This is a genomic window from Microcoleus sp. S36a_B3, from assembly GCF_036700745.1.
GTDB lineage: Bacteria > Cyanobacteriota > Cyanobacteriia > Cyanobacteriales > Microcoleaceae > Microcoleus.
The window spans coordinates 53341-76377 of the sequence record NZ_JAUBPN010000011.1 but is presented as its reverse complement, the minus strand read 5'-3'; the positions used below and the strand labels follow the sequence as shown (position 1 = coordinate 76377).

General features: G+C 45.5%; 19 protein-coding genes. 13 read left to right on the top strand and 6 right to left on the bottom strand.

Features of this window, described 5'->3' with window-relative positions:
• The first annotated feature begins 132 nt into the window (after window positions 1-132).
• From QUA01_RS14170 to QUA01_RS14160, 3 genes are all read left to right on the top strand, one after another.
• Entirely contained in the window at window positions 133-453 is a 321-nt protein-coding gene (locus QUA01_RS14170) for a type II toxin-antitoxin system HigB family toxin (protein ID WP_333093051.1), read from the top strand.
• A gap of 158 nt (window positions 454-611) precedes the next feature.
• The gene (locus QUA01_RS14165; protein WP_333093052.1) at window positions 612-1010 is read left to right on the top strand and encodes a helix-turn-helix domain-containing protein; all 399 of its coding nucleotides are present in this window, start codon (window positions 612-614) and stop codon (window positions 1008-1010) included.
• A gap of 125 nt (window positions 1011-1135) precedes the next feature.
• Window positions 1136-3463 carry a S8 family serine peptidase gene (locus tag QUA01_RS14160; RefSeq protein WP_333093053.1) on the top strand — a complete coding sequence of 776 codons (2328 nt, stop codon included), beginning with the start codon at window positions 1136-1138 and terminating at the stop codon, window positions 3461-3463.
• A gap of 369 nt (window positions 3464-3832) precedes the next feature.
• Here the strand turns inward: QUA01_RS14160 and QUA01_RS14155 are convergent, their stop codons facing one another.
• Both QUA01_RS14155 and QUA01_RS14150 read right to left on the bottom strand, forming a co-directional pair.
• A complete protein-coding gene (locus QUA01_RS14155) occupies window positions 3833-4564 on the bottom strand; it encodes a WecB/TagA/CpsF family glycosyltransferase (protein ID WP_333093054.1) in 732 nt (243 codons plus the stop codon).
• A gap of 202 nt (window positions 4565-4766) precedes the next feature.
• Entirely contained in the window at window positions 4767-4907 is a 141-nt protein-coding gene (locus QUA01_RS14150; protein WP_194010489.1) for a hypothetical protein, read from the bottom strand.
• Between the two features lie 114 nt (window positions 4908-5021).
• On the opposite strand from QUA01_RS14150, the gene QUA01_RS14145 reads away from it, so the two are divergent.
• From QUA01_RS14145 to QUA01_RS14130, 4 genes are all read left to right on the top strand, one after another.
• A complete protein-coding gene (locus QUA01_RS14145; protein ID WP_333093055.1) occupies window positions 5022-8231 on the top strand; it encodes a glycoside hydrolase family 15 protein in 3210 nt (1069 codons plus the stop codon).
• A gap of 157 nt (window positions 8232-8388) precedes the next feature.
• Window positions 8389-9228 (top strand): TdeIII family type II restriction endonuclease, encoded by an 840-nt coding sequence (locus tag QUA01_RS14140; protein ID WP_333093056.1) that lies wholly within the window; start codon window positions 8389-8391, stop codon window positions 9226-9228.
• A 49-nt stretch (window positions 9229-9277) separates the two neighbouring features.
• On the top strand, window positions 9278-10453 hold the full coding sequence (locus tag QUA01_RS14135; RefSeq protein WP_333093057.1) for a DNA cytosine methyltransferase: 1176 nt from the start codon (window positions 9278-9280) through the stop codon (window positions 10451-10453).
• Window positions 10454-10460: 7 nt separating this feature from the next.
• Window positions 10461-11438 carry a PmeII family type II restriction endonuclease gene (locus QUA01_RS14130; protein ID WP_333093058.1) on the top strand — a complete coding sequence of 326 codons (978 nt, stop codon included), beginning with the start codon at window positions 10461-10463 and terminating at the stop codon, window positions 11436-11438.
• A gap of 45 nt (window positions 11439-11483) precedes the next feature.
• Here QUA01_RS14130 and hisB read toward each other — a convergent pair whose 3' ends face one another.
• Window positions 11484-12122, bottom strand: coding sequence for an imidazoleglycerol-phosphate dehydratase HisB (gene hisB, locus QUA01_RS14125; protein WP_442921550.1), 639 nt, complete (start codon window positions 12120-12122; stop codon window positions 11484-11486).
• Between the two features lie 298 nt (window positions 12123-12420).
• Window positions 12421-13197 carry an enoyl-ACP reductase FabI gene (gene fabI / locus QUA01_RS14120; protein WP_194068175.1) on the bottom strand — a complete coding sequence of 259 codons (777 nt, stop codon included), beginning with the start codon at window positions 13195-13197 and terminating at the stop codon, window positions 12421-12423.
• Between the two features lie 318 nt (window positions 13198-13515).
• Here fabI and ntcA point away from each other — a divergent pair, with 318 nt between their 5' ends.
• The 4 genes from ntcA (at window position 13516) to QUA01_RS14100 (ending at window position 18250) form a co-directional block, all read left to right on the top strand.
• Window positions 13516-14181 carry a global nitrogen regulator NtcA gene (gene ntcA / locus QUA01_RS14115; RefSeq protein WP_442921548.1) on the top strand — a complete coding sequence of 222 codons (666 nt, stop codon included), beginning with the start codon at window positions 13516-13518 and terminating at the stop codon, window positions 14179-14181.
• Between the two features lie 77 nt (window positions 14182-14258).
• Complete coding sequence (locus tag QUA01_RS14110) at window positions 14259-15968, top strand: DUF3084 domain-containing protein (protein ID WP_333093060.1); 1710 nt, start codon at window positions 14259-14261, stop codon at window positions 15966-15968.
• Between the two features lie 312 nt (window positions 15969-16280).
• Entirely contained in the window at window positions 16281-17369 is a 1089-nt protein-coding gene (locus QUA01_RS14105) for a formylglycine-generating enzyme family protein (RefSeq protein ID WP_333093061.1), read from the top strand.
• Window positions 17370-17854: 485 nt separating this feature from the next.
• Complete coding sequence (locus QUA01_RS14100; protein WP_333093062.1) at window positions 17855-18250, top strand: pre-16S rRNA-processing nuclease YqgF; 396 nt, start codon at window positions 17855-17857, stop codon at window positions 18248-18250.
• A gap of 129 nt (window positions 18251-18379) precedes the next feature.
• Here the strand turns inward: QUA01_RS14100 and QUA01_RS14095 are convergent, their stop codons facing one another.
• Together QUA01_RS14095 and QUA01_RS14090 are read right to left on the bottom strand one after the other, a co-directional pair.
• The gene (locus tag QUA01_RS14095; protein WP_333093063.1) at window positions 18380-18829 is read right to left on the bottom strand and encodes a hypothetical protein; all 450 of its coding nucleotides are present in this window, start codon (window positions 18827-18829) and stop codon (window positions 18380-18382) included.
• Window positions 18830-19638: 809 nt separating this feature from the next.
• On the bottom strand, window positions 19639-21210 hold the full coding sequence (locus tag QUA01_RS14090; RefSeq protein WP_333093064.1) for a photosystem II high light acclimation radical SAM protein: 1572 nt from the start codon (window positions 21208-21210) through the stop codon (window positions 19639-19641).
• Between the two features lie 471 nt (window positions 21211-21681).
• On the opposite strand from QUA01_RS14090, the gene QUA01_RS14085 reads away from it, so the two are divergent.
• Window positions 21682-22071, top strand: coding sequence for a DUF1830 domain-containing protein (locus QUA01_RS14085; RefSeq protein WP_333093065.1), 390 nt, complete (start codon window positions 21682-21684; stop codon window positions 22069-22071).
• Window positions 22072-22312: 241 nt separating this feature from the next.
• The gene (locus QUA01_RS14080; protein WP_333093066.1) at window positions 22313-22900 is read left to right on the top strand and encodes a hypothetical protein; all 588 of its coding nucleotides are present in this window, start codon (window positions 22313-22315) and stop codon (window positions 22898-22900) included.
• Window positions 22901-23037: the final 137 nt, after the last annotated feature.

Below are 23037 nucleotides of genomic sequence, written 5' to 3'. Positions count from 1 at the left end.
TGTACACCAATTTTGTGTAAATGTCAAAGAGCTCGATCGGGCAAAAGGCTCTTTTGGAAAAATGAGAGTAGAGACTTGACAGTAGGTTCTCGTTGTGAGAACATGAAGATGTCGTGTAAAAACGGTACCCGAATGAGACTAATTTCTCGGAAAAATCTTGAGAGTGCGATCGAACCCTACCCCGACGATGCCAAGGCTGCGATCGCACTTTGGCGCAAAGCTATCAAAGATAACGATTGGGAATCACTAGAAGAGATTCGACAGGCATATTCCAAATCGGTCGATCGAGTCTGTGGATATACCATATTTAATATTAAAGGCAATCAGTATAGATTAATCGTAAAAATCAACTATACAGCCAGAATTATATATTTTAAAAAGTTTTTAACCCATGCCGAATATAACAAAATCCAGTGGAATGATGAAGATGAAGTTAAACAAACAATAGGTTAATTCCCACTAACTATATATCGGAGGCTCATTAGAGAGTCCCTGATGTATTCAATGAATTCAAAACATTTAGTTCAAAGGTTAAAATCATGATGCCTAGAAACAAACACCCACCTCCTATTTGAGAACCCTGTCTAAGTAAGCAAGCAAAGGAATGAGAAATGAGCATCACAATTGAAAAAACAGCTTACGGTCAACTTTTGGCAAAATCTCAGCCTAAGCCAATCCTGAACGAAGAAGATAACGATATTGCCCTCGCAGAAGTCGATTTTCTGATGTCTAAGGAAGAATTAACACTAGAAGAAGAAACTTTACTGAGTCTCTGGGGGCTGTTGATCGAAGAATACGAATCAAAATATTACCCAAATCCAGAAGTGACTCCCCAGGATGTTCTATTGCATTTCATCGAAATTCGCGAACTCAAACAAGCCGATTTAGTGGGTGTGATTGGTTCCAAAGGAGTAGTCTCTGAGGTGGTTAATGGAAAACGGGCGATTAGCAAGGCGCAAGCTAAGGCGCTAGGAGAATTCTTTAATGTTAATCCTAGCGTGTTTATTTGAGATAAGAGATAAGACGGCGGTTGAAACCGCTTCTACAAAGACAAAACCTGCCTCCGCAGGTTGAAGAGACTAGGCGGTTTCAAACACCCGTTATTCTGCATCAAAATTAAACAGGAACATTTCTGATGGTACAACCAAGCAAACCAACCTCCGACACTCTCCAAAACTATCAAGGTATTGGAGTTCCCGAAGAAAGTCTGGCAGTGATTTTGCAGCGGGGCGGCGATGAATTGCTGCTGTCAAAAGTTCCCAATCGCTTTACAGTCCGCCCATCATCGATAGCATCAGCCTCAAACAATTGGGTTGCCACAACTGGGGCAAAACTTAACCGCCGCATCGGGCAAAGTAATCTCGAAGAGTATATCGTTGGGCCAGAAAACCTAGATGCAGCAATGCAAGCAGCCCGCGCTAGCGATGCTGTAGCTTTTGCCAGCCATGTTTATTGTCCGGCGAACAATCCGAGTACATTCTTTTATTTGACAGACCAAATTACTATTCAATTTGGCGAACAAGTAGACGAACTATCGCGAAAGTCGATCGCCAATGCAGCAAATTTAACAATAGTCCGGCCAGTCTCAGGAATTCCCAACACCTTTGTCTGTGAAGTCAACAAACAAGCAACAGAAAACCCGGTCAAAATTGCCAACCGCCTGACAAGATATCCCGAAGTTCTGATCGCTGAACCCAATATTTTAGTAGAAACTCAGCAGCATTATAAACCCCGCGATCCGTTTTATCCCCAACAGTGGTATCTCAATAACCGAGGCGGCAACGAACTTGTCGGCGACGCTCAAATTTATGCAGAAGCGGCTTGGGATATGACTCGCGGCGCGCGATCGATCGTAATTGCGATCGCCGACGATTCAGTAGACTTGACACATCCCGATTTTCAAGGCCAAGGCAAAATCGTCTCACCCATCGATTTCAAAGACGGCGACACTTCCCCGATGCCCGTTGCCGAATCGGACAACCACGGCACAAGTTGCGCCGGTGTCGCCGCAGCAGAAGAAAACGGCAAAGGCATTGTCGGAGTCGCCCCCGGATGCGCCCTGATGCCCATCCGTACTAGCGGTTTTCTTGATGACGAGTCGATCGAAAAAATATTCAATTGGGCAGTGGAAAAAGGCGCAGCCATCATCTCTTGCAGTTGGGGCCCAGGGGCAGTTTACTATCCCCTTTCCCTGCGCCAGAGTGCCGTCATCACCAAAGCCGCCACCCAAGGGCGGGGCGGTAGAGGCTGCGTGATTCTGTTCGCTGCGGGCAATGCCAACCGCCCTGTCAACGGTACTGTAGATGAGAAAGACTGGCCGAATAACATTTTGGGCGATCGAACTAATTGGCTGGCAGGATTTGCCGTGCACCCCGATGTGATTGCGGTGTCTGCTTCCACTTCCCTCAACAAAAAAGCAGCCTACAGCAATTGGGGCAACAGCATTTCGGTGTGCGCCCCCAGCAACAACGCGCCGCCGGGAACTTGGCTGCCAGAAACCGGATTTATTGCGACTGCGCCGGAAGTGACGCAGTATTTGCCCGGTTTGGGGGTGTTTACTGCCGATCGAGTCGGTGTTGCCGGCTACGATCCGGGGGACTACACCAATACCTTTGGCGGCACTTCCAGCGCCACTCCAGTAGTCGCTGGAGTGGCAGCTTTAGTGCTTTCGGCCAACCCCCGTTTGACGGCGCGGGAAGTGCGGGGAATTCTCGAACAAACTGCTGATAAAATTGTCGATTCCCAGCCCGATCCGCAGTTGGGAAATCGGATGGGAAATTACGATCCTAGCAGCCGCCGCAGCGATTGGTTCGGTTACGGAAAAGTGAATGCTTTAAAAGCGGTGCAAGCTGCGGTGAGAAAGGGCGGCGGCAATCCGAATATTGGCGGTGCGAGGTTTAGCGATATTTCTGGACATTGGGCGGAGAACTTTATTGAGGCTTTGGCTGCGGGGAATATAATTAGCGGTTTTCCTGACGGTTCTTTTAAACCTGATGACTGTTTAAATCGCGCTCAATATGCGGCGCTTTTGGTGAGTGCGTTTAGTCCGATTCCGAAGCGGTTGGCGACAAATTTTATTGATGTTTCTGCTAGTTTTTGGGCGAGAAGTGCGATCGAACGGGCGAATCGGGCGGGGTTTTTGTCTGGGTTTCCGGGGTTGAAGTTTGGCCCGAATCAGAATTTAACTAAGACTGAGGCGATCGTATCTTTGGTTAACGGTTTGGAACTTAAGGGCGGCAATCCCGATGTTTTGAAAGTTTACACCGATCGATCGCAAATTCCTAATTTTGCTTTAAGCGCCGCAGCCACAGCAACTGCTTTGAATATTGTAGTAAACTATCCGGCGCGCGATCGGCTTTCGCCGCAGCGGGACATTACCCGCGCCGAGATTTCAGCTTTAATTTACCAGACGTTGGTAGCAATTAATCGCGCTAGGGCGATCGATTCTCCTTACATCGTCTAGTCAATAAATTAACCACAATTATTGTAGCGGCGGGTTCACCAACAATCTATAATATCAGCCATAAAACCCGTAAACCCGCCCCCCCCCAACCCACATTTTGCGATCGACAGACTCATATCGTGTCCGATAAATTACCATAACAAAAAGGTTCGTAGTGCGGTAAATTCCGCGCTACGAACCAATTTTATCGTTCAATAAAATATTTGCGTCGAGCCGTGCTGAATCTGCCTTGAATCTGCGGTTATATTAAATCCTCTCTTCAGCGGAATAGTAAATTCACTATTAACAGTTAACAGTTAATAGTTAACAGTTGACAGTTAACATCATTCCGATGCAACCGGAAACGATATTACTCTATTAATTAAACTTTCACCCTCGCAAATCCCCCAAAGCCTTCAATGCAAACTGTGGCAAAGCCAACATCCTACGCCAGCGCCAAGGTTCTTGATAAAGCCGGTACAACCATTCTAAATGATTGTCGCAAAACCAAGCCGGTGCGCGGTCTTTGGTTCCCGCCCAAATATCGAAACTGCCGCCAACTCCCACCCAAATAGACTGCGGACAAAGGTGTCGGTTTTCCGCAATCCAAAACTCTTGGCGAGGCACTCCCAAGCCCACAAAAATCAGTTTGGGCTGCATTTTTTTGAGGTTTTCACGGAAGTCTTTTTCTTCATCAGCAGAAAGATAGCCGTGTTGAGCAGAAATCGACAATCCTTTCACTTTTTGCTGCCAAGTTTCTGCCGCCTTCGCCGTCACTCCCGGCGCACCTCCAAAGAAAAATACCGGTTCGGAATCGGGCAATTTTCCGGCTTCTTGCAGCAGCGATTCTGCTAGTTCAATCCCCGGATAGCGCTTTGCCGGTTTGCCGCGCATTCGCAAGTACAGCACCACTCCCGAACCGTCTGGAATCACGAGTTCTGCAGAGCGAATTACATCGCCTAATGCCTGATTTTTCTCGGCTTGCATTGCCATTTCAGCATTTAGTGTCACGACGTGACTTCCTAAGCCTTGATGCAGGCGCTCTATCAGCCAACCTGCGTAATCGTCTAATATGTGAACTGGTAGTCCCAGCACTGAAAATTGCGGGCGCGATCGATCCATATTTCTTTCTGTGAGATTTCTACACACCTAGTTATTTAAATTAGCTTAGTTTGGCGATCGATGCTAGACTACTTTTGAACGAAAAAAATCCGGTTTGTGCCACAAAGATTTTGGTAAGTCATCATTCCGTGGCCCAGAAACCGGTTTTTTTGTACGCGACGCGCAAGTCCATTAGAGTTAGGCTGCCAAGTGCGATCGCTCATTAACGTTCAATTTTCTTGACAGAGCCGTCAGCGTACCATTCCATCGGCACGAGTTCAATTTTACCATTAACCTTCACTGTAGAGTAGACAATTTTTACAAAAGGAACGCGGTTATTATTGTTGTTGTTGCGGCTGGACATGACAATCACCTTGTTTTGTTGTTGGCAGAATCGGAGCAGTGATAGAATCTCTGATATATTTAAAAGTCTATTCACCGCAATTGAACTCGCATCAGGAAAACCAAGGAAAACGAAATGGCGATCGCAACAAAAGAGCGACAAACGAAGTTAGATCATTACTACCAGCAAATCAAAAACGTCATCCTCAAGCGCCAGAACCCAATTACTGGCTTGCTTCCGGCGAGTACCGCCGTTAACGCTCACGGCGACTATACCGATGCTTGGGTGCGGGATAACGTGTACAGCATTCTCGCAGTTTGGGGTTTGGGTTTAGCTTACCGCAAAATTGACGGCGATCGCGGTAGAACCTTTGAACTCGAACACAGCACAGTCAAATTGATGCGCGGCTTGCTGTTTGCGATGATGCAGCAATCGAACAAAGTCGAACGTTTTAAAAATACTCAGTTGCCGCTAGATGCCCTACACGCTAAATACAATACTCAAACTGGTAGTATTGTTGTTGGCGATGACCAATGGGGACATTTACAGTTAGATGCTACATCTATATTTTTGTTGATTCTTGCTCAAATGACGGCTTCGGGATTGCATATAATTTTTACAATCGATGAAGTCAATTTCGTGCAAAATTTAGTCTACTACATTGGTAGAGCTTACCGCACTCCCGATTACGGAATTTGGGAAAGAGGCAATAAAGTTAATCGCGGCAATGCAGAATTAAATGCTAGTTCGGTTGGCATGGCAAAAGCAGCGCTGGAAGCAATAAATGGATTGGATTTGTTCGGAGTTAACGGTTCTCAAACATCAGTGATTCACGTTTTGCCCGATGAAATTGCCAGAAGCCGCGTAACTTTGGAATCGCTTTTGCCTCGCGAATCTAGTTCAAAAGAAGTAGATGCAGCTTTATTGAGCGCGATTAGTTTTCCGGCTTTTGCTGTGGAAGATAAAGAATTAGTAGAACGAACTAGAAATAAAATAATCGACAAATTGCAAGGCAATTACGGCTGCAAGCGGTTTCTGCGGGACGGACACCAAACAGTTTTGGAAGATGTCGATCGCCTGCATTACGAACCGACCGAATTAAAGCAGTTCGAGCATATAGAATGCGAGTGGCCGCTATTTTTTACTTATTTGTTCTTGGACGGCATATTTGAGGGAAATCAAGCCCAAGTCGAAGAGTACCAGCAGCGTTTGGAATCTCTAACAGTCGATCGCGCTGGTGTGCCACTTCTACCAGAATTGTACTACATCCCCGCCCAAAATATAGAAGCAGAAAAATTAAATCCCCGCAGCCAGCAGCGCCTACCCAATGAAAATGTTCCCCTAGTTTGGGCGCAAAGTTTGTATTTTCTCGGTCAATTACTCAACGAAGGATTAATCGCAGTTGGCGATATTGACCCCTTGGGAAGACACCTGTCAGTGGGCAGGCACAGAGAACCTTTAGTGCAAATTGCCCTGTTAGCTGAAGACAAAGATTTGCAAGCAGAATTAGCCACCAACGGTATTGCAGCGCAAACTCCAAAACAGGTAGAACCAATTCAAGTCCGCCAAGCCAAAGAATTATCCGCTATTTACGCGGAGATTGGACGCAACGATTCACTAGGCTTAACAGGCCGCCCCGTGCGCCGTTTGCGGAGTTTGACGACTTCCCGGGTGTTCAAAATTCGCGGAGAGGCGATCGTATTTCTTCCCTCATTCTTGGACAGAGAAGAATTTTACCTAACTCTAGACTACCATTTTCTAGTATCTAAAATTCAAAGCGAAATAGCTCACATTCACCGCCACTGGTATCAGTTGGGACGACCCACGGTAACGCTGATGCTGACTCACGCGATGCTCGAAACCGGCCGCGAAGCACTGCTGGAATTGATGAAGCAACTCCGCGACGGAAACTCGGAAAATACGCCTGTCAAACTCGGAAATCTTAACCAGTTAATGCTGACTGCTGGCACAGAGAGAATAGATTTCATGCAATATTTTGAATTCACTGAATCTCCAGTGACAGGTGCAGTAGAAACCCCCACCTATCTGAGTTACAATCCCGAAAAAACTTGGCCATTGGGTCATACCCAAGAATTTAAATTAGAGTGCGAAACTAATCCTCAATTATTGCTCACCAGCCTGCAAAACTCAGAGAATTTGTACGAACAAATTGAGTTGCTGCATACGCTGATTCGCCTCAAAGGATTAAACTTTGATACAGGATTTGGCGGCGCGGAAGCAACTGTTGAAGTTGTGGATTTACTCAACGAAGTTTATACAAAAGCTGGAGAAAGTTCGCAATCAAAAATTCAATGGGCCGTTGTCCGTCACGCTGCTGGATTGCTGGACAAAGTTGATATTAGCTTGTCGGATGCGGTAACAGACATTTTGGTGAAGCAAAAACAGATTGCTGTCGGGAAAGCCTACAGCGAAGATTCGCTGATTTCGCGGCCTGGTTCTTACACAGAAATCATGGACAAAATTCGCGAATTCTGTGGAGAAGACGTTCGCGATCGAGTTCTCACTCAAGAAATTCTGATTTACTTAGGCTTGCTAATTAAAGCCGAACCGCAGTTATTTAAAGGGTTGCTAACTCTGAGAGTGAGTTACTTTATTTTGCTGTTAACTAGCGAATTAGCCCGCGAATTGCGAGTTACGCAAAATGAAGCTTACGAATATTTAATGCAGCTAAGTCCCTTTGAAATTAAAAATCGCCTGCGCCAAGTCTTGGCAGAATATGAGGAAATGAATCAAATCCTCAAACAGCAAGAATCACTGCGTGTCAAACAGCCGGAAAAAGATATTGAATGGGTAGTCGCGTCCGTGTTTGAGGAACCCAAAATGCCTGCGGGTGGATGGCGGCGCAAGCGGCAAATGGAAGGTGCAGTCAACCGCGTACCGAAGGATTTTTATCCGAGTGTTTGGGGATTGCTGCGGCACTGCAAAGGCTTAATTATTGGCGATAAATTAGAGCGTCGAAATCGCTTAGATAGCGATATTATTTTAGCGGAAATGACCCCAGGCGAAAAGAATTTCGCGCTCCAAATCGAGCATTTGCTAAACAAAATTGTAGCGCCGGAATACCGACAAGTCAATATTGAGGCGCTGATGGAGTTGGCGGCGATCGCCCAGCGCAACCCAGAATTGAAAGTAGAAGAATACATTGTTTTAGATGTATTAGTGGGTCACGCGGTGCGGCTTAATTGGCTGGGAAGACACTCGGAAAGAGCGGACAGGTACGATGAAGATAAGGCGGCGGCGTGGCAAGGTTTTTACAATACTTCGCCCTACGTTTGCGCGAGTCACGTATTGGATGCTTTCCGTTTCTTGACGAAGTTTGGATAGATTGAGCTACCCCCTCGATAGATGGTTCGGCGGTTGAAACCGCAACTACAAAAACAAAGTCCGCCTCCGCGGACTAAGAAATAAGGGGGATATTTAAGCTTGATTTGGTATTACACTTTTCAACAAGTCTAGTCAACAGAATATTTGCAGTAAAATAATGTCAGCTATTAGCTCAATTACACGCGCCATCATCAAAGCATACTTAGAAGTTTTCATCGAAAATCTTGTCAATGAATACAGAGGACGGCTAATACCAAAACTTGATATTCCAGCAGCATATTTATCAGGCGAGTCCTCCAAAGCTCAAGTGAAACCGTTTCAGGCTGCTATTATGCCGTCAGAGTTGCTGCGAATTAACGAGTTTGAGAGATTTTGCATCAGCAGCTTGGGCACAACTTATGAAGAATGTGCAAAACTCCTTGCTTTGGAACATCACCAAGAAGCAAACAGAAGCTATGAAATTACTGGCGAAGTTAGCATTGAGGCTATCAATGAAATTGAGCGTCAGATAGCGCTATTTGAGCAGTCAGCAGACAAAAATGCCAATAAACCTAGTTTTGACGAAATGATCCAAGCTGTTCTTGATGCTCAAAAAAACAATCATTTAGTTAGGCGATCGGTCAAAGCAGATTTGTACGTGCTTGCCCGTGACGGGAGAAAATTTTTCTTTGAAATTAAAGGGTCAAAATCCAACAAAGGACAATGCTTGGAGGTAATTCAACGACTGCTGAGGTTTCATTTACTGTGTGGAGAGTATCGCCCTGATGCTCAATCTTACTATGCTATGGCTTACAATCCTTACGGCCCAAATCGTTCTGATTATAAATGGTCAGTGGCAAGGAAGTACACGCCTTTCGATCAAGCTATAATTATGGGACAGGAGTTTTGGAATATCATAGGAGGAGAGACTGCCTATGAAGAACTTTTGGATATATATCAAGAAGTCGGACGGGAGAAGGGTAAGTATATGCTTGATGCTCTGGCTTTTGGATTTTAGTAGAGTACAATTTTCATCCCAGCCATACCTAGTTTTGAGGCTAAAACTTTTGATTGACAACAAACCGATAACTATTAGCCTCTTTGCTGGAGCCTACGGTTTAGATTTAGGACTCGAAAAAGCAGGATTTCAAACAGTAAGTTTAGTAGAAATAGAACCTGATGCTACCAAAACTATCTCTCTAAATCGTCCTCACTTATCACCATGTGCTGTACCGAGAGATATTTGCCAAATTAACGCCGAAACCCTATTGCAAGAAGGGGGAAAAATCTTAGGTTTAGATAGACCTCTGCGCTCTAATGAAGTAGATTTAGTAACTGGTGGCCCCCCGTGCCAATCCTTCAGTACAGCCGGAAAACGCGGGTCTGTTGGCGATCCGCGCGGTAGCTTATTTATGGATTTCATACGCATCGTTGATGAAATTCAGCCCCGCTTTTTTATCATGGAAAATGTTAAGGGGTTACTGTCAGCTCCTATTCGACATCGACCTCACGATCGCAGAGGTTTAGGTTGCCCGCAATTAGAACCTGATGAGATTGCTGGTGCAGCTTTACAAGTGATTTTGGCAGAGATGAAACGAATTGGTTATGAAGTTGTATATGATTTGCTCAATACTGCTGACTATGGCGTTCCTCAATGTAGAGAAAGAGTTATTTTTATTGGTTATAAAAGTAACGATCCAGTTACTTTGCCCCTGCCCACTCACAGTCAAAAAGGTACTGGTAAAAAACCAAAATGGCTGACACTTAGAGAAGGATTAAAGGATTTAGTAGATTCTCCGCCAGAATTTGTCCCTTACTCAGAAAGTCGCCTCAAGTATTTGCGTTTGTTAACCGCTGGTCAAAACTGGAAGGATTTACCCAGCGAATTAAAAGCAGCAGCAATGGGAGGGGCATATAAATCTGAAGGTGGTAAAGTGGGTTTTTATCGACGGTTAGCGTGGGAGAAACCATCGCCTACTGTCACAACAAGCCCCCATCAAAAGGCTACTGATATGTGCCACCCTGATGAATTACGTCCTTTGAGTGTCAGAGAGTGCGCGCGAATTCAGACATTTCCCGATGAGTGGGTTTTTCATGGCTCAACAACTTCTAAATACCGACAGATTGGGAATGCGGTTCCTGTATTATTGGGAAAGGCGATCGGTGAATATCTTTACCAGGTCATTAAAGGCGATCGAGTACAAGGGCGAGAAATATTTAAACAACTTTCCTTGTTCGCATAACTCAAACTTGAATTTAATTTTAGGATACATAAAAGTGTCAGATCAACTTCATGAATTGTTAACATTTGTCTTGGAAAAGGAAGTGGGATTACCTGGCAGAAAGTCTCAATCTTTCGCTGGTCACTTTGCAGATTTAGAAGAATTCATGAGTTTGACAGCAGAAACACTTAGAAACGGTATCAGCAGTATTTCTGGGAAAAGAGCTCTTAAATTTACTCCTGATGAGATTGAACGCATTTTAGCATTTACATCTTCAGGTAAGCTTTCTCTGCAACTTACTATAGCTGAAAATTTTCTAGCTAGTATCTGTCGGGACTTTACAAGGCGGCAGTTAGCTATGGTGGAAAATCTGACTTTAGAAAAAATTCATCCCAACCCTTTTTTAATTAGGGCGTTAAATCTCGATACTCCAGCAGAAGTTGTCAGACTTAATGTTTATATGGCAGCCACTAGGTCTATTGTTACTTCTATGGGGTTTTTTATTGAAAAACTATTGATATCTTGTTCTGAAAGTGCAGAAAGTCCGCCCGGTAAGTCAGGATGGGATGCAATTAAAACTACCAGTGATGGTGAGAAATGCTGGATACAGGTCAAAAGCGGCCCGAATGATATGGATAAAGACCAGATAGTATATTGGGCTGACAAAATTCAGGAAAAAATTAATGCAGGCGATCGCGCTTATATTGGTATAGCTTACGGCAAGAGAACTAATAAGACTGTAACTTTTGGTCTGCTGAAGCAACTTCTGCCGAATTCTGAAATGAGCACTTTGATCGGTCGAGAACTGTGGGATTTTGTCAGTGAAGATACTGATTTTACTGTAAATTTGTTTGAAGTTTTGCGTCAATCTGCTAGTCAAGTTTTAGCACAAAGTTCTATAGCTGATGCTATAGAAAGGTGTAGCGATCGACTAATCGATCAATTTATCGGCAAGTACGGCGAGGGAAGTCAAGGTGTTTTTAACTACATCGCAGATATATTTTGATTTACAAGTTTGCAGTAGCCCAGAAGCGCTACTACAAACCCGAAACTACAAAACTCCTTTAGAACTCGGAATCCGACTGGCGCGCCGGGGGTCGATTTCTACCGCCATCCGCAGAGCTCGCGCAAAGGCTTTGAACGCGGCTTCGACAATGTGATGTGAATTTCCGCCCTGCAACTGTCGAATGTGCAGTGTCATCTGAGTGTGGTTCACTACCGCTGAAAAAAACTCTCTCACTAATTCGGTGTCGTAGGTGCCGATCCGCTGGTTGGGAATTTCTAAGCTGTAACTTAGGTGAGGCCGTCCCGAAAAGTCTAAGACTACTTCAATTAATGCTTCATCGAGAGGGGCGATGAAGTGTCCGAAGCGAGAAATGCCCGATCGATCCCCGACAGCTTTTGCTAGGGCTTGGCCCAAGGTAATTCCCACATCTTCGTTCGTGTGGTGGTCGTCAATCTCCAAATCCCCGATCGCCTGCACGTCCAAATCGATCAATCCGTGAGAAGCAATTTGGTGCAACATATGGTCTAAAAACGGAATCCCCGTAGACGCCTTGCAAGTTCCCACACCGTCGAGATTCAGGCTAGCAGTGACATCCGTTTCCAGTGTCGTGCGTTTCACCAACGCGGCCCTGGCTGGTTGAACCGAATTTGCAGGAGGTACTGGAGGGCGATCGATTATTTCCATAATTCCCAATTTGTCATTCATAGTTATTGTTGATAATTAGTAATTTGGGATTAGCACTTTTGTAGCAGACAACGGACAGTTAAGTAGTAAGACACAATTAATTACACAAAACTCTGGGCTACAAGGCTTGTCTAGTAAAGAATCAGCAAAAAATCAGTGTGTAATTAATTCTGTCCAATTACTTATTGACAGTTGACTGTTGGCAAATTTTGCTGTCAACTGTTTACTATCTAAAAACTTCGCTGACAACTGTCAACTGTCAACTGACAACTGTCAACTGACAACTGTTTAAAAGCTGTTACATTCCCATGATTTCGTAACCAGCATCGACATATAAAACTTGACCCGTAATCCCGCTAGAGAGATTGCTGCACAGAAAAGCCGCAGCATTTCCCACTTCCTGCTGAGTCACAGTCCGCCGCAGCGGGGCCACTTCCTCAACGTGGTGGATCATGTCCAGAATGCCGCCAACTGCTGACGAAGCCAGAGTGCGAATCGGGCCCGAAGAAATCGCATTTACCCGAATATTTAACGGGCCGAGTTCCGCCGCCAGATAGCGAACATTCATCTCCAGAGCTGCCTTAGCAATGCCCATCACATTATAATTAGGAACTACCCGCACGCCGCCCAAATAACTCAGCGTGATAATGCTGCCGCCCTCCGCCATCAGCGGTTTAGCCGCAGCACAAAGCCGCACCAGCGAGTAAGCGCTAATATCCAAAGCATTGGAGAAGCCTTGGCGGGAGGTGTTGGTGAAATCTCCTGAAAGTTCGTCCTTGCCGGCAAAGGCTAAGCAGTGAACCAGGATATCTAACTTGCCCCATTTGTCGGCGATGGTTTGAAAAGTAGACTCGATTTCGCTCTCGTTTTGGACATTGCAGGGCAAATACAGGCTGGGATTGAGCGGTTCGACAAGTTCGGCGACTTTGCGCTCGTGCTTGCCTTTTTCATCCTTCAAAAAAGTGATGCCGAGGTTGGCCCCTGCTTTGTGGAGCTGCTGGGCGATGCCCCAGGCGATCGAGCGATTGTTGGCAATGCCCGTAACAAGAGCATTTTTTCCGGTCAAATCTATCATCTGTATTTCTTCTCGAAGCAACTTGCACCGTTCTCGTGGGCTATATCCGACAACTCCGCCAGTTTAGACACAACTGATTCAGATTTAACTGATGGACAGACAATTGAGACACAATTGAGATTAATTTGGTTGTGGATCTAAATGGGCGGAATTGAAAAAGTTAAGAGAATGGCTAGATTTAATATCATACAGCGTGTGTTTAACTTAACATTAGATGGCTGTAACAGAATCCCTGGACATTGGAGGTTGGTCAGTATATTTACTCAATAAGCTTAATCGACAATTTACAAACTATTGATTAGTACAAAGGATCTAGTCGTGACACATGATAGACCGCTAGCAGCCGTGTTCCGCCAAATCAGCGGCGGGGCGTTTCCACCCATTGTGGAAAACTTTGAACGGGGCAAGACAATTTTTTTCCCTGGAGACCCGGCTGAGCGCGTCTACGTTCTGCTTAGAGGCGCTGTGAAGCTCTCTAGGGTGTATGAAGCAGGCGAAGAAATTACTGTGGCGCTCCTGCGGGAAAACAGCGTGTTCGGCGTGCTGTCTCTGATTACGGGACACCGCTCGGACAGATTTTACCACGCGGTAGCGTTTACGCCGGTAGAATTGATCTCGCTGCCGATCGAACAAGTCGAGAAAGCTCTCAAGGAAGACGCAGAATTGCCTATGGTTTTGCTGCGGGGACTTTCTTCTCGGATTTTGCAAACGGAGATGATGATCGAAACCCTCGCACACCGAGATATGGGTTCGAGACTCGTCAGCTTTTTGCTGATTCTGTGCCGGGATTTTGGCGTGCCCAGTACGGATGGGATTACGATTGATTTGAAGCTGTCCCACCAGGCGATCGCCGAAGCGATCGGCTCGACGCGGGTAACTGTGACTCGTTTGCTGGGGGATCTCAGACAAGAAACCATGATCTCGATCCACAAGAAAAAGATCACTGTCCACAACCCGGTGGCCTTAAGCCAGCAATTCACTTGATGCCGAGAAAGTATAGGATTTTGGATTTTGGATTTTAGATTCAATCCAAAATCCACCATCCTAAATTTAAAATCGGAATGACTGCTGGATACATCTTGGTATTTGTAATTTTAGTGTTGGGGGGTACGATCGCGACTGTCAGCGATCGTCTCGGGACGAAAGTCGGCAAGGCAAGGTTGAGTTTGTTCAAACTTCGCCCCCGCGACACTGCTGTTGTGGTGACAGTGATGGCCGGCAGCATCCTGTCAGCAATTACTTTGGCCATTTTGTTTGCTACCAGCAAGCCTCTGCGAACCGGGGTTTTTCAAATAGACGAGATTCAAAAAAGGCTCAACCAAGCCCGCAGAGAACTCAAAGAAACCACTCAAGAAAAAAATCGAGTTGAAACTGAATTAAATGGAGCCAGAACCGCTCAAGCGCAAGCTAAAGCCAATTTAGAGCAAATTAATCAATCGCTCCAAGCTGCTAATGCCGAGCAAGCTCGGACAGAAAAAAAATTAAACTCGCTCCGGGCCCAGCTCAACAGCGTGCAAGCAGCCAAGTCTAAAACCCAAGAGCAGTTAAGTCAGGTAGAAGCAGCTAAATCGGACACGGAAGAACAGCTTGCTAGCGTGGAAGCTGCTAAATCCCGCACCGAAGAACAGTTGAAACTGGTGGAAACTGCCCGATCGACTACAAGAGCTCAGCTCGATCGCACTGAGAACCAATTGAAAACAGTTTCCGATCAAAAAACAGCTTTGAGCTCGGAAATCGCCCAACTGCAAGCGGAACGCCAACAGTTGATCGAGCAGCGAGAGCAGGTGAAAGTTCAAATTGCCCAGCGCGATCGAGAAATTGCCAAGCGAGACGCAGAAATTGCCCAGCGGCAGGAAGAAGTTGCCAAGCGAGACGCAGAAATTGTCAATCGCAACGAACTAATTTCCCAGCGGGACAAGGAAATTGCCCAGCGGGTGCAAAATCTCGCCGATCGCGATCGCATAATTGTCGAGAGGGACAAAGTAATTGCCGAGAGGGAAGCTCTTTTAGAAACCCTCGCACAGCAACAAACTAAACTCGAACAGCAACAAACTTTATTGCAGCAGCAAGTGCAAGTTTTGGAACGGGACTTTCAGGCCATCCGCGAGGGTACAGTTGCGATCAGGCGCGGTCAAATTTTAGCTGCTGGCGTTGTTCGCATCTTGGAACCGGATAAGGCGAGTCGGGCGATCGATCGACTGTTGCAAGAAGCAAATAAAACCACCGTCGAACTGATGCAGCCGGAAAATGCCAAGGTTCGCAAACAGATTATTCAAATTACTACAGCAGAAATCGATCAATTAATCAGTCAGATTAAAGACGGTAAAGACTACGTGGTGCGAATCGTCGCCGGCGCTAATTATCTGCGAGAAGAAAAGGTAATTAAGGTATTTGCCGAAGCCGAAATCAATCGAGTTGTATTCCGCGCCGGAGATGTGATTGCAGCGGTTGCTGTCGATCCGGTGACTTTGACAAACGAACAGGTGCGGGTGCAGTTGCTGCAATTGATCGAAGCTTGTCAATTTCGCGCTCGCTTGATCGGAGTTGTCGGCGGCAGAGTGCAAGTTGCGGACAATCGGATTGAAACTTTAGGTGGTTTTATCGATCGATTGCAGCAGTACGAGAAATCGCTGGAGGTTCGGGCGATCGCCGCAGATGTCACGTACATCGCCGGCCCGCTGAAAATAGATTTAGTTGCTCTGGAAAACGGAGTCGTTGTTTTCCGCACCGGACAACAACCACCGGCCGGCCCAGATGTGAAAGTTAAGTAATAAGTGCGATCGACCTATCGAATTACACCCAAGATTTTGGGCAATAAAATTACAATTTTGCTTGACATTGTCGCGCCCTTCACATATCATTAAATCATGGCAATCTGTGCCGCCATATATATAGCAATCGCCACATCATGCGCCGACATAAATAACCTCAGAAATAGAGCCAATACCGGTCAAGCATAAATGGTTCAATTCCCATACTATTCAACCATCAACCATCAACTGCCAACTGCCAACTGCCAACCATCAACTGCCAACTGCCAACTGCCAACTGTCAACTGTTAAAATGCAGGAGCGTGCGGTGTAATGTCAGACAATCAAAATCAACCCAGAGAATACGATGCCGTCCTTGGCGGTCAAAGTTCAATTCCTCTCAATGCTGCGGTACTCGGAGGGATTCCCGGCGTTAAAAGCCGATTAACTTCACCCATTGTCGAAGTGAGAATCGCCGCCCTCTCCGAAGCGCTCAAATATGGAGAAGCAGGTTTAGATTTGATAATTCAAGCATTGCACGATGAATCAATGCAGGTGAAATTTGCTGCCTATTCACTCCTGAAAGATCGAGATGACTTAAAGATTAAACCTCAGTTTCACGAATATCTCCCTACATTTGAATTTGATGTCATCACAGTCGATGCTGAAGGAAAAGAAAACAGTCCCAGAAAGTCTTTTGCTCATTACTTCCCTGAAGACTTAGGTAATGGAGTTGTACTAGAAATGGTTTACATTCCTGGCGGCAAATTTATGATGGGTTGGCAAGCACCAAAATCAGCTAGGTACGATAACGAAAGTCCGCCGCCTCAAGTAATAGTACCGACTTTTTATGCAGGAAGATACCCCATCACCCAACCACAGTGGCAAGCAGTGATGGGAAATAATCCATCGCGCTTTAAAGGTGAAAAACGTCCTGTAGAAAGTGTAAGGTGGAATGAGGCTGTAGCATTCTGCCAAAAACTTTCTGAAAAAACAGGCAAGATTTATCGCTTACTTTCAAAATCTGAATGGCAATATGCTTGTCGCGCTGGAACTACAACATCTTTCTATTTTGGCGAGACAATTACCAAAGATTTAGTTAATTATGACCGCCAACAAACAATGGATGTGGGGAGTTTTCCTCCCAATGCCTTTGGACTTTATGATATGCACGGTCAGGTTGGCGAATGGTGCAGCGATAAGTGGCAAATTAACGATGACGACGCAGGGACTGACGGAGGTTTTTGGAAAAATGAAATAAATAGTTACCGTGTGCTGCATGGAGGTTCGTGGAACTACCGTGCGCTCCAGTGCCGTGCGGCCTACCGCTGCTGCATCCCGCGCAACTCGCACGGGCACGGGGACGGGGGTTTTCGTGTTGCGGTAGCTTTGGCTGTCCCTTCCTCCCCGTCTTCCCTGTGAGGACTCTTCTCTACTCTTTAGATAGTAGGGTGCGTCGCCATCTACAATTTGCAAATCACATCGACAATCTCATAACGACGCACCGCCTGTACAGGGGTGAGAGAAACCGGGTTTGTGCGCGGAGGTGAAAGAAACCGGGTTTTTTCGATAAATTAAAACGGGGAAGCAAAGATTGTGGCAAAAACCCGGTTTCTGATTTTTGCGCGGAGGTGAAAGAAACCGGGTTTTTTCGATAAATTAAAACGGGGAAGCAAAGATTGTGGCAAAAACCCGGTTTCTGATTTTAGACATTATATGACCCCACGGATTCCCATGATGATATAATATGTCAATCCTGCAAAAAAGTCAAGCAAAATAAGTGCGATCGCCCAAAAAGATTTTGAGACATTCAAAAATGCAAGTGTCAGATTAGATATAGGTTGGCGATTGGGTTTCCTCGACTACAACAGCGCAACTACCAACTTATTAATATAGAAGTAATAAATATGATTTTAGGTTTCGATCCGGGTAAAGACAAGTGCGGCATCGCCGTCATGGGTAGAGACAGAAACATCTGCTACCATCAAGTAGTACCGTCAGAATCAGCCATATCTACTATTCAATCTCTGTGCGAACAGTTTCCCGTTGAGTTATTGGTACTCGGAGATCAAACGACTTCTAAGAGTTGGAAACAAAAACTAACGCAGAGTTTGTCGCCGGAGATCGAAATTGTTCGGGTTGACGAGAGATTCAGCAGCTTAGAAGCGAAGGATCGTTACTGGGAAATGTACCCTCCTACGGGACTTTCTCGCTTGATTCCGCAGGGAATGCGGACTCCGCCGCGGCCTGTAGATGATATAGTGGCGATCGTCCTAATTGAGAGATATTTGAACAAAAATTAGTCAATTGTATAACCGTTACCACTGATTCTCTTTGATTATTAAGGAATCAATAGGTTTTTGCTTGTCTTGATTTTTTTAAGTGAATCAAATACACCCTAAATTTATCCGATCGTTGAATAACAGTTCGTGTTACTTGATGACAGCTTCAGTCAAGATTAGCTTACCATTCTGCCGCACTTGCAGGCGATCGGGATTGATCGAATAGATAATATTGCCGTTAGTCGCTTCATAAGTGCCGTCGTCACTTGTAGTTACTTGCATGACATTGATTTGGCTACCATTTATTTTGCTGAGCCCTCGGTAAAAAATAGCGCCTTCCTGGGTTTTGCAAATGTATATAGAAAAGTTAGCCGTTGCGAAAGATTGCACCATTTCGGCCTTGGGACATCCCTCAACTTGAGCAATTTGGAACGATCGAGAATGCGGTAAACTGGAAGATCCGGGTTGATTTAGTGCTGTTGCTTCTGCTGGGGGAGTCAAAATGCCGTGAAGCGAAGCTATCCCGAAGGGAATCGCGCTAAGGCCAGCTATAACTAGACCTACTTCTTTAATGCCCTTAACTCTATCTTGATAAAACATCTTGTCACTCCTAGTTTTAACTATATAATTACATCTTAAGCGATACTTGTTTGATATTAATAATATTTAATGTCAGAGGTGGAGTTTGCAGAAAACACGGTACACCCTAGGTTTAAGTAAGGTGTACACTGCGAACCCTAGATCAGTGAAAATACATAAAGTATGTCAATGCGATCGAAGGGAAACAAGCGCTGGCATTTATAACAGTTTTACGATCTTATGACTTGTGCGCGCAAATCTCAGAAACCCGGTTTCTTCATATATTTCTCGTTACTAAACTTTTTATTTTCGTAGAAACCGGGTTTCTCGCCCCCATGCGATCGCGAACTGACTCTGTTACACTAATTTCATAAAGTAGCGCTAGATATTACCCCCCCAACCCCCCCTTATTAAGGGGGGGCTAAGACTTGCTCGTTTGCTCGTTTTGCTCGTTACCAGGCTCTGCCTGGTAATGCAGATCCGGAGGCTCTGCCTCCTTCTTTCTAACAACTTACAGGAGAGAAGACTGTAGGAGGTGTTTAAGTTATTAATTTTTCGATCCTTACCTATTTATTGAATAATAAATAGGGAAACAGAAGAGACATCTTTCCTCCCATTTCCCCTTTTTTTAAAGGACGGTTTTCCTGACTGCGAACCTGGTATAGCAATCCTAAATCATTTTCAATAACTGGTTGAGAGACTAAGAGCCTAGGAATCGATGTCACTTTTGAAGAGCCTCCTGCGAAAATGGAGGCAGAGCCTCCGGATCTGCGTTACCAGGCAGAGCCTGGTAACGAGTAGAACGAGTAAATCACTTAGGATTGCTATAGTTAGTTAACTGCTGCTAACTGTTTGTCTTTGACTTCCACTGGCGCAGTCAAAGCTTCTTCCAACTCCGCACAGCCGAGTTTTTCCTCCAGAATTGCCATCACTTCACGGCCGAAATCATTGGAATTTCGCTGCCAAGCTTCTAAACAAACTTGCCCGAAAAATGAACCCAAAGGTTCGGGATTCCACAGCAATTTGCGGGCTGTCCAAGGCATCAAACTCATCGGGTCATAATCCGGTTTGAGAATATCCTTTTTAAAGGCGTATTCTTCTAAAATTGTGTGCGGCTGCAACCCGATAAAGAAAATCGCTGGTTCTACTTTATCGACTCCGAAAATGCGCTCTAATTCTCGGTGATAGGCAATTGTTTGTCGGATGGTTTCAAAGGTTTCGTCAATCACGTTAAATGAGTAATTGACGGAAACTACATCGTTGTAACCGGCTGCTTTTAAATCGCGGCAATTTTCCAAAACTACTCGCAAGTTGTAGCCCATTCGCATTTTCCTAACCAATTCTTGGGAACCACTGGTGATGCCGATTTCAAAGTAGTTCATGCCCGTTTTTACCATCAAATCGCACAATTCGGGTGTGAGATTGTCCGCACGGATGTAAGCAGCCCAGTGGATGTCTGTCATACCGGAGAGGATGATTTTTTGCAATAATTCGATCGCATCGTCGATGAATTTGCGCGCCGGGATAAATTGAGCGTCGGTAAACCAGAAATTGCGGATACCTCGATCGTACAATTGCTGCATCTCCGCCACCACCTCATCCGCCGGATTGATCCGCACTTGTTTTCCTTCAATCACCGTATAAATGCAGTAACAGCAATTGTGGGGACAGCCGCGCTTAGTTTGGACTCCGAGGTAGAAGTCCATATCCTGTAAATAATAGGAAAATTCCGGCCAAATGGTTTCGATGTAGTTATAATCGCAGGCGGTTTTCTCGATGTTGGCTGGCTTTTCGTGAATTAGCCTCGCGCGCGGCACAGTTTCTCCTACTACATAACACCTTTCCTGCGCCAAATCTTCGCCTTTAATCAGCTTCTCCAGCAAAGCTTCACCTTCCCCCACCGAAACCACAGTCCCCGCCGGTAAGCTGCGCCCCAACTGCTCGTAAAACACGCTCACAGCACCGCCACCGACCACTGCGCGGGCTTCCGGGCGGTATTTCCGGGCCCGCTTCAATCCGCGCTTAACCAGTCCCAGATTGCGCCACAGTTCGGTGTAGTAAGACGCGGCCAAACGCAATCCTCCGAGTGCTCCCCGGAATTTTGTCAGCGGATTTTTGGCGTAGTAAAACTCGAAGGCATTTTGTAAGGGATTCCCGCCCCTACCGCCCACGGGCGCGTAAATTTGAATGTCCCGCCAAGAGAAAACTAACAGCGTTGGTTGAAACTCATCGACGATCGCATCTAAACCTTTAGCGTAATCCAGCGGGGGTACTGCGCCTAGGTCAAAAATGCGCTGTTGAACATCGGGAAACATCTTGTGTACGCTATCGGAAAGGTACACTACTCCGATCGGGAAAATCGGATTACAAGGGAGGCGAACGTACAGAACTCGGTTTTCCATGATTGTTATATCCTAAACTGCGACTTTTCGATCTATGTTTATATTCTTTTAATATAACTTTACAATCTCTCTAATTTTGGCAATTTAATATTAAATATTTGAAAATTTTGCCGATCGGTCTAAGGCTGAGTTTGCGAGTGTGGGTCGGCGACAGCAGCCGAAACAAGCGAATATGTAAGCAAATACAGCGGATTTTGACGGAAAATTGCCGATAAGAGTCAACAATTAGGTATTTTTCTGGGTAAATAGAAATTTTAGGGCGATCGGTCTCTGGTATGTTATTGACACGCTTTAAGACAAAAAATGCAACTGCAGGCAAGATCCAAATCCAGATTCAGTAAGTCATTCCCCAATCTAAAATCTAAAATCTAAAATCGTTGGAGTTGGTAGTCGGCTTTACAGTAGGCGGGATCGCCTAGTGTTAGCCTGAGAAGATAACTAAAACTTTTAGGTAAGGCTCCCTCAGCAGTTATGGCTCAAATTCTTGACCCACTACCCTCAGACACCGACAGCAAGATTCTGTGCTGCTACGTCAACGCCACCAGTCTGATTCAGATTGCTCGCATCTCCAACATTCCTAACTGGTATTTTGAACGAGTGGTTTTTCCCGGACAGCGTTTGGTGTTTGAAGCGATGTCCGCCGCAGCATTGGAAATTCACACCGGGATGATGGCGAGTGCAATTTTATCGGACACCATTCCTTGCGATCGCTTGCAGATTAACGAAGGCCCCTATTCAAACGTCAATCCTAGCAGATCGCGAGGGGAAGTTCAGGGCGATCGCGCAGCAACCCCCGGCCGCCCGAAAGCCAGAGAAATTTCAGAATCTTTGACAGTACCCGCCCTAACCGCCGTCGATTAATGGAAGTTGTGAGTTTTGAGTTATAAATTGTCAGTTAATTGATAACTCCGCACTCAAGATTCCAACTTCTGCAAAGCGGTAAATAAAAACTCAACACTTAAAAATAACAATTTTTGAAATGAATTTTAAATCGCAACTCAAAACAGCAAATATTGTCTGATATTTGAGATTTTCTTGAGTTTGGTTCGCGGAATTAACAACTGTGTAACAATAGCATTAAATAGCTTCTTTCATTTCAGTTATGTCAGCAGAATCCGCACTTTCTCCATCTTCCGCCCCAGCATTTGAGCCAGCAGTATTCCGACTTTCTCCCCTGATTAGAATCACCCTGTTGAGCTTGTACGCAGCCCTCACAATTCCCTTACCGTTTTTGTCGGAAGTCACGAAAGCACCAATTCCTCCGATCGCACTCTGGGCGGCAATTATTGTCGGCGCAGCAGGCCTCTACGGCGTGCTCAGCGAACGGGTAATTCTCAGTGAGGAGGGGATTGAAGTTACCTATCCGAAGTGGTTTCCGCGCGTGTTTCGCAGGGGTTGGTCGCTACCTTGGACTGAGGTGAAGGCTCTCAAACCTCGATCGACCGGTCAAGGAGGCTTGGTTTACTATTTTCTGAGTCATGCGGGTGAAGGTTATCTGCTACCGATGCGGGTGGCTGGATTTAATAAATTAGTCGGTTTGGTGGAAGCAAAAACCGGTATTGATACTAGGGATGTTCGCCCTTTGTCGCAGCCTTGGATGTATCTGATTTTGCTGGGATGCACGCTGTTGCTGTTGTTGGTGGATGCGTGGACGATTGTAACTGCGATCGGGCTTCAAGGCAATTTGTAATATTATCTGTGTTGTCTGTTTAGGCTCGAAAACTTAATAACTTAAGCACTTCCTAAAGTCCTGTCTCCTGTAAGTTGCGAGATAGAAGGAGGTAGAGCCTCCGAATCTACATTACCAGGCAGAGCCTGGTAACGAGG

Bases quoted from the DNA above. Each gene is read 5' to 3' on its own strand.
- fabI (WP_194068175.1), bottom strand. From the start codon at position 13,197: ATGATAGATTTGACCGGAAAAAATGCTCTTGTTACGGGCATTGCCAAC.
- QUA01_RS14160 (WP_333093053.1), top strand. From the start codon at position 1,136: ATGGTACAACCAAGCAAACCAACCTCCGACACTCTCCAAAACTATCAA.
- QUA01_RS14145 (WP_333093055.1), top strand. From the start codon at position 5,022: ATGGCGATCGCAACAAAAGAGCGACAAACGAAGTTAGATCATTACTAC.
- QUA01_RS14150 (WP_194010489.1), bottom strand. From the start codon at position 4,907: ATGTCCAGCCGCAACAACAACAATAATAACCGCGTTCCTTTTGTAAAA.
- hisB (WP_442921550.1), bottom strand. From the start codon at position 12,122: ATGGAAATAATCGATCGCCCTCCAGTACCTCCTGCAAATTCGGTTCAA.
- QUA01_RS14095 (WP_333093063.1), bottom strand. From the start codon at position 18,829: ATGTTTTATCAAGATAGAGTTAAGGGCATTAAAGAAGTAGGTCTAGTT.
- QUA01_RS14110 (WP_333093060.1), top strand. From the start codon at position 14,259: ATGACTGCTGGATACATCTTGGTATTTGTAATTTTAGTGTTGGGGGGT.
- QUA01_RS14140 (WP_333093056.1), top strand. From the start codon at position 8,389: ATGTCAGCTATTAGCTCAATTACACGCGCCATCATCAAAGCATACTTA.
- QUA01_RS14090 (WP_333093064.1), bottom strand. From the start codon at position 21,210: ATGGAAAACCGAGTTCTGTACGTTCGCCTCCCTTGTAATCCGATTTTC.
- QUA01_RS14085 (WP_333093065.1), top strand. From the start codon at position 21,682: ATGGCTCAAATTCTTGACCCACTACCCTCAGACACCGACAGCAAGATT.
- QUA01_RS14170 (WP_333093051.1), top strand. From the start codon at position 133: ATGAGACTAATTTCTCGGAAAAATCTTGAGAGTGCGATCGAACCCTAC.
- QUA01_RS14155 (WP_333093054.1), bottom strand. From the start codon at position 4,564: ATGGATCGATCGCGCCCGCAATTTTCAGTGCTGGGACTACCAGTTCAC.
- QUA01_RS14080 (WP_333093066.1), top strand. From the start codon at position 22,313: ATGTCAGCAGAATCCGCACTTTCTCCATCTTCCGCCCCAGCATTTGAG.
- QUA01_RS14165 (WP_333093052.1), top strand. From the start codon at position 612: ATGAGCATCACAATTGAAAAAACAGCTTACGGTCAACTTTTGGCAAAA.
- QUA01_RS14100 (WP_333093062.1), top strand. From the start codon at position 17,855: ATGATTTTAGGTTTCGATCCGGGTAAAGACAAGTGCGGCATCGCCGTC.
- QUA01_RS14105 (WP_333093061.1), top strand. From the start codon at position 16,281: ATGTCAGACAATCAAAATCAACCCAGAGAATACGATGCCGTCCTTGGC.